The sequence below is a fragment of the Stenotrophomonas geniculata ATCC 19374 = JCM 13324 genome (assembly GCF_001431625.1).
GTDB classification, from domain to species: domain Bacteria; phylum Pseudomonadota; class Gammaproteobacteria; order Xanthomonadales; family Xanthomonadaceae; genus Stenotrophomonas; species Stenotrophomonas geniculata.
The window spans coordinates 73765-87777 of sequence record NZ_LLXT01000138.1 but is presented as its reverse complement, the minus strand read 5'-3'; the positions used below and the strand labels follow the sequence as shown (position 1 = coordinate 87777).

10 protein-coding genes are annotated in these 14013 nt (G+C 65.4%); 5 read left to right on the top strand and 5 right to left on the bottom strand.

Features of this window, described 5'->3' with window-relative positions; all coding sequences use genetic code 11:
- Positions 1 to 146: 146 nt before the first annotated feature.
- Genes ARC63_RS18300 through ARC63_RS18285 form a run of 4 tightly spaced genes read left to right on the top strand, consistent with a single transcriptional unit; the run spans position 147 to position 6083 of the window.
- Positions 147 to 2531: a TonB-dependent receptor plug domain-containing protein gene (locus ARC63_RS18300; protein WP_231298660.1), complete on the top strand. Its 2385-nt coding sequence runs from the start codon at positions 147 to 149 to the stop codon at positions 2529 to 2531.
- Positions 2532 to 2541: 10 nt separating this feature from the next.
- Complete coding sequence (locus ARC63_RS18295) at positions 2542 to 4005, top strand: DUF3526 domain-containing protein (protein ID WP_231298659.1); 1464 nt, start codon at positions 2542 to 2544, stop codon at positions 4003 to 4005.
- Positions 4002 to 5360 (top strand): ABC transporter permease subunit, encoded by a 1359-nt coding sequence (locus ARC63_RS18290; RefSeq protein WP_057504043.1) that lies wholly within the window; start codon positions 4002 to 4004, stop codon positions 5358 to 5360. Before ARC63_RS18295 ends, ARC63_RS18290 begins: the two co-directional genes overlap by 4 nt.
- Positions 5361 to 5372: 12 nt before the next feature.
- A complete protein-coding gene (locus ARC63_RS18285; protein WP_057504042.1) occupies positions 5373 to 6083 on the top strand; it encodes an ABC transporter ATP-binding protein in 711 nt (236 codons plus the stop codon).
- Here the strand turns inward: ARC63_RS18285 and ARC63_RS18280 are convergent.
- From ARC63_RS18280 to ARC63_RS23475, 3 genes are all read right to left on the bottom strand, one after another.
- Positions 6080 to 7921 carry an asparagine synthase-related protein gene (locus tag ARC63_RS18280; RefSeq protein WP_057504041.1) on the bottom strand — a complete coding sequence of 614 codons (1842 nt, stop codon included), beginning with the start codon at positions 7919 to 7921 and terminating at the stop codon, positions 6080 to 6082. The genes ARC63_RS18285 and ARC63_RS18280 overlap by 4 nt on opposite strands.
- Before the next feature lie 12 nt (positions 7922 to 7933).
- The gene (locus ARC63_RS18275) at positions 7934 to 8635 is read right to left on the bottom strand and encodes a lasso peptide biosynthesis B2 protein (RefSeq protein WP_057504040.1); all 702 of its coding nucleotides are present in this window, start codon (positions 8633 to 8635) and stop codon (positions 7934 to 7936) included.
- A gap of 84 nt (positions 8636 to 8719) precedes the next feature.
- Entirely contained in the window at positions 8720 to 8872 is a 153-nt protein-coding gene (locus ARC63_RS23475; RefSeq protein ID WP_162257677.1) for a hypothetical protein, read from the bottom strand.
- A 192-nt stretch (positions 8873 to 9064) separates the two neighbouring features.
- On the opposite strand from ARC63_RS23475, the gene ARC63_RS18270 reads away from it, so the two are divergent.
- Positions 9065 to 9991: a hypothetical protein gene (locus ARC63_RS18270; RefSeq protein WP_057504039.1), complete on the top strand. Its 927-nt coding sequence runs from the start codon at positions 9065 to 9067 to the stop codon at positions 9989 to 9991.
- A gap of 68 nt (positions 9992 to 10059) precedes the next feature.
- On the opposite strand, the gene ARC63_RS18265 is transcribed toward ARC63_RS18270, so the two are convergent.
- Together ARC63_RS18265 and ARC63_RS18260 are read right to left on the bottom strand one after the other, a co-directional pair.
- The gene (locus ARC63_RS18265) at positions 10060 to 10803 is read right to left on the bottom strand and encodes a FadR/GntR family transcriptional regulator (protein WP_019336533.1); all 744 of its coding nucleotides are present in this window, start codon (positions 10801 to 10803) and stop codon (positions 10060 to 10062) included.
- A gap of 102 nt (positions 10804 to 10905) precedes the next feature.
- Positions 10906 to 13797 carry a TonB-dependent receptor gene (locus ARC63_RS18260; protein ID WP_057504038.1) on the bottom strand — a complete coding sequence of 964 codons (2892 nt, stop codon included), beginning with the start codon at positions 13795 to 13797 and terminating at the stop codon, positions 10906 to 10908.
- Positions 13798 to 14013 lie beyond the last annotated feature (216 nt).

Here is a 14013-nt window from a genome sequence, read left to right as displayed (position 1 = left end):
GCTCCTGTGTGGCGGTGCGCCTGCCGTCGCCCCTCGGCACAGCAAGAGATCGTCGCGCATCTTGAATGATATGCTATAACATATCTATTGAAGGCGCGATGGCTCGTGCCGCAGACCAACATCCGATGAGATCGATGGACCGGGGCATGAACAACGCATCCACCGCCAGGCCGGCGGCATTGGTGGTCGCCAGCCTGGCCGCCGCTCTGCAGCTCAACGCGCCGGCAATGGCGCAGGATGCCAGCGCTCCCGGCAGTCCTGTCCAGGGCGACCGGCGATCCGATACCACCACGCTGGACAAGGTGATGGTCATTGGCAGCAACATCCGCGATGCCATTGGCGGCGGCGCCTCCCCGGTCATCGTGATCGACCGGGAGGCCATTGATCGAACCGGGGTGGCCTCGTTGCAGCAGCTCTTCGAGAAGCTGCCGCAGAACTTCGGCGGTGGTGCCAACGGCGCCAACGTCGGCAACCTCGGCGTCGACCGCGATACCGGCAACAACTTCGGCCAGGGCACCGCCATCAACCTGCGTGGCCTCGGCACGGGCACCACGCTGACGCTGATCAACGGCCACCGCGTGACCTCCTCGAACCGCTATCAGTACGTCGACATCTCGCTGATTCCGCTGAGTGCCATCGAGCGCGTGGAGATCCTCACCGATGGCGCCTCGGCCATCTACGGCACCGACGCCGTCGGCGGTGTGGTCAACATCGTCCTGCGCCGCGATTTCACCGGCTATGAAACCTCGCTGCGCTACGGCAGCGTCACCCGCGGCAGCATGGACGAGTACCAGGCATCGCAGTCGGCCGGCTGGTCGTGGGAGGGTGGCCACCTGATGGCCAGCTACGAGTTCCTGAAGCAGTCCAACCTCGCCGCGGTCGACAAGGACTTTTCCAGGAACGTCACGGTCAGGCCGTACGACATCTATCCCGGCTCGAAGCGGCACAGCCTGTATCTGGACGGCGTGCAGGCGCTCAGTGATGTGCTGACGCTCAACCTGACCGGCTCCTTTGCCAAGCGCGAGATGGACACCACCATTTCCGGCACTGCCGACGAGACCCGACTGTTCCCGCACACGCGGCAGTTCGATGTGTTCGCCGGCCTTACCCTCGAGCTTCCGCGCCAGTGGCAGGCCCGTCTGAATTCCGGATTCGGCAGAAGCGACGTCTCCTACGAGAGAACCACCATCACCGGCAGCTCGGTCAGCACCGCACCGCCGACGGATACCCATTCCGAATCGCGCTACCTGGAGATGATCGCCGACGGCGAGCTGTTCAATCTTCCGGCCGGCGGCGTACGCGCGGCATTCGGTGCGGGCTACCGCCGCGATGGCTATGAACTGCTCGATCACCGTGGGCTTGAGAAGCCGCTGGATCTGCAGCGCACGATCCGTTCCGCTTTCGCCGAGCTCAACATTCCGCTGCTGGCAGACATGCCTGGCGTTCGCCGGCTGTCGCTGACTGCGGCCGCACGCTACGACGACTACAGCGATTTCGGTTCCACCCTCAATCCCAAGGTCGGCCTGCTGTGGGAAGCAACGGAAGGACTTTCATTCCGCACCAGCTACGGCCGCTCCTACCGGGCGCCGGTCTACCAGGACATGCAGCTGAACAACACCGTGGTGGTGGCCAAAGTGCCCAACCCGAGCGCGGCCAACGGAAGCACGGTGCTGATGATGCTCTCCAACGGCAACCCGGACCTGGGGCCCGAACGTGCCAAGACCTGGACCGGCGGCTTCTCGTTCGCGCCCCCGTCGCTGCCGGGCCTCAAGATCGACGCGAACTACTACCACATCGAGTATGCCGACCGGATCGGCAGCGGTTTCGGCGGCAGTTTCCCGTCGCTGTTCCTGCAGTCCACCGCACCCTATGCGGACCTGCTGACCGTCAACCCGACGCCGCAGCAGATCCAGCAGGCGCGCCAGCTGGGTGCCTCCGGCCTGGGACTGTTCGTATCGCGGGTGGGCCCTTATGCGCTGACACCAGGAACCGATGAAACCAGCAGCGAGGTCATCCTCGACAACCGCTTCCGCAACAACGCGTTCACTTCGCAGCGCGGCGTCGACTTCAATGCCTCCTACGATTTCGACGCCGGCCAGACCCGTATCGCATTGAACCTTGCCGGCCAATACATCATCGATTCCAAGCGCCGCGTGACCGCCACCTCGCCCGAGGTCGATGCGGTGAACGCGGTGTACTTCCCGGTCGACCTGAAGGTGCGCGGTGGCCTCGCCGTAAGCCACCGGCAGGTCGCCGGTGGGTTGTTCGTGAACTATGTGGACAGCTATCGCGATCCCGCCAACCGCGCCGACCCCCATGTCAACGCGTGGACGACGGTCGACCTCAATCTCAGGTATGACTTCAGCGGTTCTGCCGGCACCGGCCAGGGCACCTCGCTGGCCTTCAACGTGCAGAATCTGTTCGACAGGAATCCGCCCTTCATCGTCAACAGCATCAACACCGGTTTCGACCCGACCAATGCAACGGCGCTCGGCCGCTTCCTGTCCATGACATTGACCCATCGCTGGTAGGGCGCCCGCCGTGAGCGATGCCTCCCCCGCCCTCTCCAGACCCGCATCCGCCCTGCGCCAGGCGCTGGCCGTTGCCGCGACCCAGCTGAAGCTGATGTGGCGCGAACGGCGCCTGCTGTGGCTCGCGCTGACCCTGCTTCTGCTTGCGGGAGCGTCGGTTACCACGGGCGCAGCACGGCTGGCCCAGCAGGCCCAGGAGCGCCAGATCGTAGCGGAGCAGGAGGCCGGGCTGTGGGACAGCCAGGGCACGATCGACCCGCATGCTGCCGCGCACGTCGGCCGCGCCATTCCCGCGCCGGTGCGGCCGCTGGCGGCGCTCGACCCGGGCATCACGGATTTCGTCGGCACCTCGGTGTTCATCGAAGGTCATGCGCAGAACCCGGCCCGGCACCGACCCATCGACGCCGGCGCCGCGCTCAGCCGGTTCGATGGCTTCTCCGCCGCATGGGCGCTGCAGGTCGTGGCGCCCCTGCTGATCATCCTTGCCGGATTCGCCAGCCTCTCCGGCGATGTCGCCCGCGAGACCCTCCGCCAGGAGCTCGGCAGTGGTGCATCGGCCCACGTGCTGATCGGTGGCCGCCTGATCGCGCTGGCAACGGCATCGCTGCTGCTGGTCCTCGCCCTGCTGGCGGTCAGCCTTCCGGGCATGGTCGGCCGCACCCTCGGCACGGCCGACATCATGGCGCTCGTTGCGATGTTCGCGGCGTATGCGCTCTATCTCCTGGTGTTCTGCGCCATCACCATCGGTGTCTCGGCGCGCTTCAGCGCAGCACGCACGTCGCTGGTGGTGCTGCTCGGCTTCTGGGTGGTGGCCACCCTGCTCGCGCCGCGGGTGGCCCCCGCACTGGCCGAATCGCTGGATCCCACGCCTACTGCACCCGCGTTCCGGGCGGCGGTCACCGAGGACGCGGAGCACGGCGCTGATGGTCACGACCCGGCGGACAAGCGGCTGGACGCACTGAAAGCAGAGATGCTGGCACGCTACCAGGTGAAGGACGTGGACGATCTTCCGGTCAACTTCCGTGGTGTGGCGCTGGAGTTCGCCGAAGCGAATTCCACCGAGACCTACAACCGCCACTTCGAACGCATCTATGCCACCTACCAGCGGCAGGCGATCACACAACGCGCCTTTGCGGCGCTGTCCCCCACCCTCGCGCTGCAGGCCGTGTCACGGGCACTGGCGCGCACCGACTTCCCTGCACATCTGGCGTTCCTGCGCGGGGTCGAGGACTATCGCTACCGGCTGATCCAGGCACTCAACCTGGAAGTGAAACAGCACAAGGCCGCGAACGGCAGCAAGCATCTGGCCGATATCGCGACCCTTACCCGCTCCGTGGCGTACAGCCCGCAACACCCCCCGCTGGGCCACATCGCCGCGGCACAGTCGGTGAACTTCGCCATCCTGCTGGCCTGGGTGCTGCTGGCCCTGGGGCTGGTGTTCACGTCGGCGCGGCATCTCGGGAGTGCCCCATGAGCAGCCTGTCGATCGCAGGGCATGAGATCCGTCGCCTGCTGCGTGACCGGGCGTTGCCGGTGCTGCTTGGCCTGCTGGCGGTGCTGGCGGCCTTTGCAGCATGGAATGGCAGTGCGTGGGTCGGGCAGCGCGAGGCAGCCATCAGCCTGATCAACGCGGAAGAACAGGATGCCAGGGACCGAAGCCGGGGATTCGTTGGCAAGGCACCGTCGGTACTGCCCCGCGTCCAGCCCGTGCTCCCTCCCGGCCCGATGGCGGCATTGTCGATTGGACAGGCGGACGCCTACCCCTACACCGCCGACGTGGTTGCGCTGGGCGACCGTAGCCAGCTGCTCAGGCATGTGTGGTCCGACATCGGCAATCCTGCCGTGCAGGCCGCTGGCCGATTCGACCTGGCCTTCGTCATTGTCTTTCTGCTGCCCTTGGTCATCCTGGCGACCACCTTCGACCTCTGGTCGCGCGAACGCGAGCGCGGCATCACCGCGTTGATGTTGTCACAGCCCATCGCGGCGGGACGGCTGATCGCGGTCAAGGCGCTGGCCCGCGCTGCCATCGTGCTGCTGCCTGCGCTGGCGATCATCCTTGCCGTTGCCGCTGGTTCGGGGGCCACGAGTCCTTCCGGCCTGGCCGCGCTTGCCCTGATCGTGCTCGCCTACGGCAGCGTCTGGCTGGCGCTGGCGGTGCTTATCGGCTGCTTCGCCCGGCGCAGCACCGAGGCCGCGATCGCTTCCGGCGCACTGTGGCTGCTGATCGTTGTCATGGCCCCGTCACTGGTCCTGGCAGCGGTGAACCTGAGGGTTCCACCGCCCTCGCAGATGCAGCTGGCCACCGCGTTGAAGGCGCAACTGGCCGACACTGCCCGCCAGCAGCAGCTGCGCCACGCGGCAGCCTCCCCCGCCACGCGTTCGCCAGCACCGCGCATTGCGGACGCCGTGCGCGTGGCCTATGCCGATCTTGTCCAGGCCGATCAGGCCATCGCGCCCTTGATCGCCGCGCATACGGAGGCTGAGGACGTGCGACGCCGGGCACTCGACCGGGCGCGCCTGCTGCTGCCGTCGGTCGCGGTGCAGGATGCACTGGACCGCCTCGCCGGATCCGACGCCGACCGGGCGCTGGCGTTCCAGCAGCAGGTCCTCATGTACTGGCACGCACGTCGGCAGCTGCACAAGGACTATCTGGACCGTGACGTGCCACAGACGCTGGCCGAGTACGACGCCCTGCCCCGTTTCGAATTCCAGGACACGGCGGGCGCCCTGCAACGCGGTGTACTGATCGACCTGGCCGCGTTGGCGGTCGCCACCCTGCTTCTGCTGATCGCAGCCTGGTCGATGCGGCGTCGGCTGGCCACCCCCTGAGGTACACCACTCATGCTGACTGCAACGCATCTGGTCAAGGAACACGGCACGCATCGGGCGCTGGATGATGTGAGCTTCACGGTAGCTCCCGGCGAGATCTTCTGCCTGCTGGGTGCCAACGGGGCCGGCAAGTCGACCACGATCAAGCTGTTCCTGGGCTTCCTCGAACCCACCTCCGGATCCGCCGAGGTTGATGGGCTCAGTGCCTGGCAGCGGCCACAGGAGGTACGCCGGCGCCTGTTGTACATCCCGGAGAACGTGGCGCTGTATGACGAACTGACCGGCTATGAAAACCTGGATTACTTCGCGCGCCTGGCTGCGGTGGAGCAGCGTTCGCCCGCACGGCTGAAGGACGCGCTCAGGTCTGCCGGGCTGGCGCCCGAGGCATTCGGGAGACGCGTCGGGCTTTACTCCAAGGGCATGCGCCAGAAGGTGGGCATCGCGCTGGCCATCATCAAGGAAGCCAGGGCACTGCTCCTTGACGAGCCGACGTCCGGCCTGGACCCGACCGCTTCGGCCGAATTCCACGAGCTGATCGTGCGCCAGCGCGACCGCGGCACGGCGATCCTGATGGCCACCCACGATCTGTTCCGTGCCCGCGAAGTGGCGACGACCATCGGGCTGATGCAAGCCGGCAGGCTGCGCAGGACACTGGATGCCAGCACGATCACCGCCAATGACCTGGAGAGCCTCTACCTTGAGGAAATGAGCCGGAGCGGCTAGGCCACGCCGACCGCAGGCGCGCCTGGCCGGCCCATCCAGCGCCTGAGCCAGGCTTCGATGTTGACCTGCGGACCGAAGATGCCCAGCACCTGGGAGGAGTGATCCGGGCTGACCCTGCGGATGCCCGCGTCGGCCGATGCGCTGTCGATGTAGCCCCGCCGCGCCAGCAGGCCATCCACCAGCAGGCCCCTGATGAACTGCTGATGCCGCTGGGTGACCGCCACCGAGTGATCGTCGAGGTAGGACTTCACCTTGCGCGACAGCAGCGCCTGCGGCAGCAGGCCCTGCAGTGCGCGACGCGCGATCGTCCGGTCTTCCGCGCCGGCCATCAGCAGGTGCAGCGGCAGGCGGGCGAACAGTTCCACCACAGGCTGCGCGCTGATGGGTGATACGCCGTGCCAGCGTCCGGCGCCCTCGAAGGGATCGAGCACGCTGGTCGGGAAGATCATCCGGCCGATGTGCGCCAGCTTGTGCGGAGAGAGCCTGTGCCCCTGTGCGCGTGCCTGCCGCAGCCAGGCCGGCGGCACGCCATCCTGTTCTGACGCATCCACCTTCACCCATTCGCACGGGTTGCCCCAGCGGCCATTGATGTTGCCCGGCTTCTTGAGCACGCCGTGGACGAAGGCATCCTTGAATACCCCGTACAGCGAATCACCCGACTGCGCGGTTTCGAACGCAACACGGAAAAAGTCACGGTCGATCCCACGCCGCCACGCATAGTCGATGGCAGCGGCATTGCCCTTGAAGCGGAGGAAGACCGCATCGCCGCCGACACCGGTGAACTGCACCGTGTCCACGTCGACATCCACGTCGCGCCGATGCAGCAGGTAACCCGAGCAATGCGCAGGACGCGCGGTTCGCGGGAAGTCCATGATCTCTTCCAGCGAGCAGTGCGGCTGCCGTTGGTACTCGACGAACTCGCAGCTCCTTCCGGAGGATTCACGGGCACCGGCAACGGCCATGCGCGCGAACATGCGCTCATCGGCACCAATGCCGGCATCGTAGTGATGGACGCACTTCACCTCCGGTGCGGAGGGCGCATGCAGCAGGCCGGCGAGGACGATGGAGGAGTCCAGCCCGCCGGACAACTGAAGCTGGATGCATCGATGCTGGCTCGCCAGCGCACCGATACAGCCCAGCAGCGTTGCACGTGCCAGTTGCACGGCTTCCTCCAGATCTTCGATGGGCGCTTCACTGGCCTGCCGCACCACATCCCACTGGTAGTGCCGGCCGATCGGCCGGCCATCACGGATCGTCACTGCCTCGCCCGCTTCGAGCGCGGTGACCTCCTCGAAGCCTGTCTGCAGGCCGTCACGGAACGGGAACAGCAGCGAATAGGACAGGAACGACCAGTCGACGTTGAAGTCACCCACTCCCAGCAGCAGGCAGTCTTCCATGCTCGAAAAGACCACCGTCAACTGATCGACCGTGGTCATGTAGCACGGAATCTCCGCTGTCGGATCGCGCAGCACGAACCAGCGGGTGGTATCCGGCTGGTAGCCCACGGCAACGTAGCGCCCCCAGTACTGCGCCACCAGGCTCCTGCCCTGCGTACTGCAGGCGCTGTCTGCCGATGCAGCATCGGGAAATGCCTGTGCGGGAACGGTATCGGCGGCGAACACCTTGTGAAACAGCTTGCCGAGTACCACCAGCGGACCGGACCGGCTGTACTCGAAGTAGCCCGGGTTGTCGGTCTGGGCATAGATGGCGCCGCCGCAGCCCTTCATCACGCAGGCGATGCCGGGGCGGCCCGCTTCGATCCGTTCCATGGCCTGCAACGCCTGCGCACGAGCGGATTCGGAATGTTCGTTCCAGAACAGAGCGATGTATCGGTACATGCCTCAAGCCGGTTACAGCACCAGGATGGGCGTCATCCGGCGCAGATTGAAGGGGATGTCGGTCAGGACCTGGTCGCCGTGCTGCAACCAGCAATGCGCTGCGAACGGCTGGGTGCGCACCGCGAACACCCACGCGGGAACGATGCCGTATCGCGACAGGAACTCACGCATGGCCAGGCAGTAGAGGAAGCACTCATCGGTCTTCCTGAAGGCGATCGGTCGCAACCAATCGAACACCCGGACCAGGAGGGCCAGCTGCTGCAGATCCACCTCGCCCGGCACGGAGGCCTGACCGCGCCTGCGGGCCGCCGACACCGTGCAGCTGAAAGGCAGGAACGTCCTGCTGCAGGCCGCGCGCGTGACCGAGGCCAGGAAGCGGCGCACATCGCAGGCCGTGATCGGCGGACATCCTCGGGACTCGCCCTCGCGCACCCAGTGCAGGGGCAACGCGATTTCGGCACTTGCTGCGGATTTGCCACGCAGCGGATCCTGGGTGATCAGGCGCCGATCAAGCAGCGACTGCAGCATCCTCGGCCTCGGCGCTCCATCGGAGGCCAGGGGCCAGTCCTGCACCAGCCCGCCAAGCGCCGCCGCTCCGCGCCGATCGATGGAGAGATAGCTGCCGGACGCCTGATCAAGAATGACCATTGCGTCACCGGTAACACAGACATGTGCGTGCTTCGAAAGGAAGTAGGTGGTTTCAGGCTGGTCCATCGCGAGCGTGATCTCATGCTGCTGCAGGCATCAGAGCGGTGCATGCGGGGAGCATGCACCGCAGGTCATGCAGGGTGCGATGGATCAGGGCGAGGTGGTCGGGAAGACGCCATCCCACAACGTGCCGTGGTTGTGCGCCTTCGTTTCGGAAACCACCGAGCCCAGCTCGATCAGTTCACTCGGATCTTCGTGATTCTGCTCTCCAGCCACTACGCCCAGCTCAATCAGTTCGTTCATGAACATCTCCTCTAGTCAGTGGATGCACCCACGCGATGCAGCGGATGCACAGCGGCCAGGCCAGCGTCGCCCTGCGTGTTTCAGGACGATTGCCGCCCAGGCACGTAAATGTTACGATATAACATATTATTTTGGTGTGACGGCCGACCGTGATCGGACGCCGCTGCAGCGACTCCCAAGAGAGCGAGATGGATGCCCACCGAGATCGATGACGATGGCCTTGATCCCACCCTTCTGCTGAAGGGCCTGTTTCCGCTGCCGAAGTTCATCCGCTTCGTCCGGGAGCGTTGCCCACCAGGAAGCTTTGATGAAGCGATGCTGGTGGAGCAGTGGCGGGAAGCCCGCGCCCTGGTGCGTCGCCTTCATCACGACGAAGCAGACCACGCCGATGCCATGGACGTCCTCGACCTGCCCGAAGAAATGCGGCCACTGGCCGAGCAGGCGCTTCGCCAACCCTCGATGCACCGCATGACGAGCATGGTCCCACGCAGTTGGAAGATGGTGGAGATCGACCGGCTAGTGGTCTTCCAGGAGTGCATCAACCTGCGCCACATCGATCAGCTTGCAGCGGCCACGGCCGCGTCACCCGATGCAAGCGAGATCATGGAGCTGGTGGCGCGACGTGGACGCCACACACATCCGGATGTGCGCTTTACCCAGTCCGATGGCATCTACACGTTCGCATCTGCGTCCAACGACCTGCGCTTCCTCGACGTGGCGACGATCGACCCTCGCACCATCGCCGGTTACGAGCCGTTCGGCGCAGCCAGCCACGCCCTTGTCGTCTATCTCGGTTTCAGCGACAACCTGATCAGCGCCACACGCATTGGCCGCCGGATCATCCTGACCAACGGCTCGCACCGGCTGTACCTGCTGCGCAGGCTCGGCTTCCGCCATGCCCCCTGCCTGGTGACCGATGCGTCCGACAGCGATCTGTCCGACGTGTTGCTGCCCGCCGCGGTGAAGCAGGATCGGCCGTTCTATCTGGGCGCTTCGCGACCGCCGATGTTCAAGGACTACCTGGATCCACGCCTGACCTGCACCGTGCCGGTCACCCGCAAGCACTATGCGCTCAGGGCCAAGCTGGATCTGCAGCGGATCACGGTTCCAGCGGTGTAGAAAGGCCGTGGGCATCAAGCCCGACGGCGGTAGCCAGCCACATCAGGTCGTCGCCCGCAGAACGCCTTTCAGATACGCGTCGTCGCCATGAACCGTTCGCGGTCCTGCTGCGTGCGGCGGCGGATCTCCTCCAGCGCCTGGCTTTCGGTCGCCTGCAGCATGGCTTCGAACAGGCGCTGGAAGTGATGGCGCATCGCATTGCGTGCGGCCACCGGATCACGCGCACGCAGGGCTTCGAAGATGGCCATGTGCTCGTCGGCACGGCTGGCGCCATCATCGTGGCAGACCCGGGCATAGACCTCGCTCACCCGCGGCAGTTCGCTGCGCATGCGCCAGATCTGCTGCACGAAAAATTCCACCACCGGATTGCCGGAAAGCCGTGCGATGGCCAGGTGGAAACGGCGGTCGTACTCGCCGGCTTCGGCGTCGCTCAGGTCGCGACGGCACAGCGCTTCGGCCAACGCCTGCAATTCGGCAATGCCGGCATCATCCAGATTGCTGGCAGCCAGCGCGGCAGCCTCGGCTTCGAATACCGCGCGGGCAGCGGTGAGGTCGAAGGCGCTGACATCCGGCAGCCCGCCGGACGCCTGCGTCGGGCGCGGCTTCACATGCACGCCCGAACCGATGCGGATGGCGATCCAGCCCTGTGCTTCCAGTGCGATCTCGGCTTCGCGGATGGTGACCCGGCTGACACCGAACCGTTCGGCCAGTTCACGCTCGCCCGGCAGCCGCGAGCCCGGCGGAAATTCGCCGTCCTCTATCAGCTTGCGGAGCTTGGCAGCGATGGTCTGGTAAAGGCGGTTGGCGGACATGCGGCTGACCCTTGGCGATTCCCTCCGGGTCCCTGCCCTGCCACCGCGGCCGGCAAGGGTCCGGTTGGAGCGACGGCGCGACCACTGGCCGCGCCGCCCTGTTCAGAACTTGTATCGTACACCGAAATACGCACGCCGCCCGTAGGTCACCACTTCGCGGAAGTTCCCATAAAGCGGCTGGTAGGCCACGCGCGGCTCGTTGGTCAGGTTCATCAGCTCCAGCGACAGCGACAACTGCTTGTTCACCCGGTAGCGCAGGCGCAGGTCCACGCTGGTGTTGTCATCATAGTAGCGGTTCTGCTGCGCGGTGTTGCCGGTGAAGTCCTGGTAGTAGTGCGAGCGGAACTTGCCGATGGCCTGGATGTTGAAGCGCCCGACGTCCCAGTAGATCGAGCCGGACAGGACGTGCCGCGAGAAGCCGCTGAGACCCGCCGGCGGCACGATCGCCGGAATGATCGTGCCATCACTGGCCAGCTGCTCGCCCAGTCGTGAGTCCTGGGTCCGGTAGTCGGCATCGGCGTAGCTGTAGCTGACCTTGAATCCCAGCCCGTCGAACGGCTTGGGCAGGTACGACAGTCGATGGGTGGCGGTCAGCTCGAAGCCGGTCAGCGTGCTGTCCTCGTCGGTGGTTACCTGCTGCCGCACCGGCACAGTCACGCTCTGGCCGTCGATGGTGTAGGTCTCCGGCACCAGCGCAGTGGCGGTGCCGCCGTTGAACTGCTTCCAGTACACCGCGCCGGCCAGCATCGTGTCCGGGTTCGGGTACCACTCCAGTGACAGGTCGCCGTTCCAGGACATCAGCGGCTGCGCCGCCGGGTTGCCACTGGCGCTGATGTCATCCAGCGCATCGGCCAAGTTGCCGTAGGTGGCATCACTGCTCACGTTGATGGTGCGCCCCGCACCCAGCGCGGCGATGTCCGGCCGTGACATCGCGCGGTATGCACCGACCCGCAGCAACACATCCGGGCGCAGTTCGAAGGCCGCGTTGAGGCTGGGCAGCAGCTTGTCGTTGCCCGCCTTGAACACCTGCGTGCTGTACTCGCCGGTGGGTTGCAGGCGGATCGTCCCGTCACCGTTGTCCTCGATACGCAGGCCGGTACGCACGCCTTCGGAGCGAACCTCGGTCTTGACCCAGCGCAGGCCGAGGTTGCCGGTCACCGGCAAACCGAACAGGCTGCTGCTGAACTCACCCAGCAGATAGAGCGCGCGTGTCTTCTCGGTGATATCGACATTGTTCGGATCCTGGAAACCCGGATCCAGCCCGCTGTCGAGGCTGCCACGGAACGACTGGTACAGGCAGTTCGGATCGAAGTACGCCCACGAGGAGATCGTGTTGCCGCTGGCGGCATCCATGAAGTCATCCTGGGGGAATGGTGCACGGCAGGCTTGGTTGGCAGCGATGATCTTCGCCTTGTCGGCCGCCACGCGCTGGTCGTAGTCGGTGACCAGGGTGTTGTCGCGCAGGCGGTAGTCGGCCTGGCTGGCGCGCACGCCGCCCTTGATGCGGGTGAAGAAACCGGACTCGGGCATGAAACTGGCATCGAAGCGGCCAGCCTTGATCTTGTGGTCATTCTCCGTTGCGCTTGAGGTCACCCGCGCCGCCCCGGTGTAGGCGTCCCAGTTGGTGGGGTCGAAGTTCGGCGCCAGCGCGACACTGGGCACTTCGCCGTGCCAGTCCCAGTCATAGTCCACGTAGCCGGTGGCACCACTGCTGATGCCGGGCACGGCGGCATTGTTGACGTCGCGCTGGTTCGCGCGCAGGCGGGTCATGCGCTCGCTATCGAGGCGATTGGTATGCGAGTACGAAAGATCGGTGGACAGCTCCCAGGCCGGGGTCGGTCGCAGGATCAGGTTCAGGCCACCCCCGGTGTATTCCTCGCCACGCCAGTAGCGGTTGGAGGTGGAGTCGATCGAGGTGCTGCCATGCAGGTGGCGCACGATGCCCTCTGCGTCCACGTCGCGCTGGGTGATGCCGCGACGTGCGTTGGAAAGGCTCAGATCGCTGCGGTTCTCGTACCAGTTGCGCTCGGTGTGTTCGAAGTCGAGATTCACTTCAACCACGTCATTGGGCCTCCACTGCAGGGCAGCGAACTCGCTCTGGCGGTCGTTGCGCTCCTGCTTGAGCCGGTAGATGCGGCTGCTGGGCACCAGGTAGTAAGGTGCGCCGTTGGCGATGGCCTGCGCGGACACTTCATTGCAGTTGGCATTGCCCACGTTCTGCGTGCCATCGCAGGCATACCAGGTGGAACCGCTGGTGATGCTCTCTTCCGGATCGGTGCCGTCCAGGCGCTGGAAACCCAGCGAAATGCCCAGCTTCTGCCCGTTGCCGAACTCGAACTGGTCGATGTAGCTGGCGGTGCCGCGGTAGCCGATGCCGTCGTCGTCGCGGTACTTCTTGTCATACTCGGCCCAGCTGCCACGCAGATCGATCTGCGCCGCCCGCTTGCCGTACTCCAGTGGGCGCACTGTTTCCAGGCCGATGGTGCCGGCCACGCCGCCTTCGATGATATCGGCGCGCTGGGTCTTGTAGATGGCGACCGTATTGATCAGCTCGGCGGGGAACATGTTGAAGTTCACCGAGCGGTCGCCACTGCCGTTGGTGATCTCGCGGCCATTGAAGTTGGTGCTGCTGAGGAAGGCGCCCAGGCCACGGATGGAGATTTCCGAGGCCCCGGTCTTGTCGCGGGTCGAGGCGGCGCCGGTCAGGGTCTCGATCGCGTCGGCCAGCGAGGGCGCCGGCAGGTCGCCGATGTCATCGGCCGAGAGTACATCGGCAATGACCGTGTCGTCGCGCTTCTTGTTGATCGAACTCTGCATCGATTCGCGGATGCCGGTGACCTGCACCTGGTCCAGCATGGTGGGATCCTGCCCTGCTGCCTCCTTGCTGGATTGCGCCTGGGCCGTGGGAAGGCCCGCCAGCACGGCGAGCAGCGCCACGATCAGGGGTGTGGGGGACAACGAGATGCTATGCACTGCTCCGGCGGGTCGCCGCATGGTTTCCTCCTCCCAAAGGATCGCCTGCATGCCAGGCGTGGGACGCAGCTTCGGCACGGCGACATGAAAATGTCAACCAATTGGTATGTGAATGTTCAAATGCCTTTGATCCATACCAGTTGATCGCAATTTAATGTGCTTCTGCAGCATGACTTTGCGCGAAAGCTGGCTTACAACAGACCCGAAAGTGGTATGCAGACCCACCCTGAAACGACG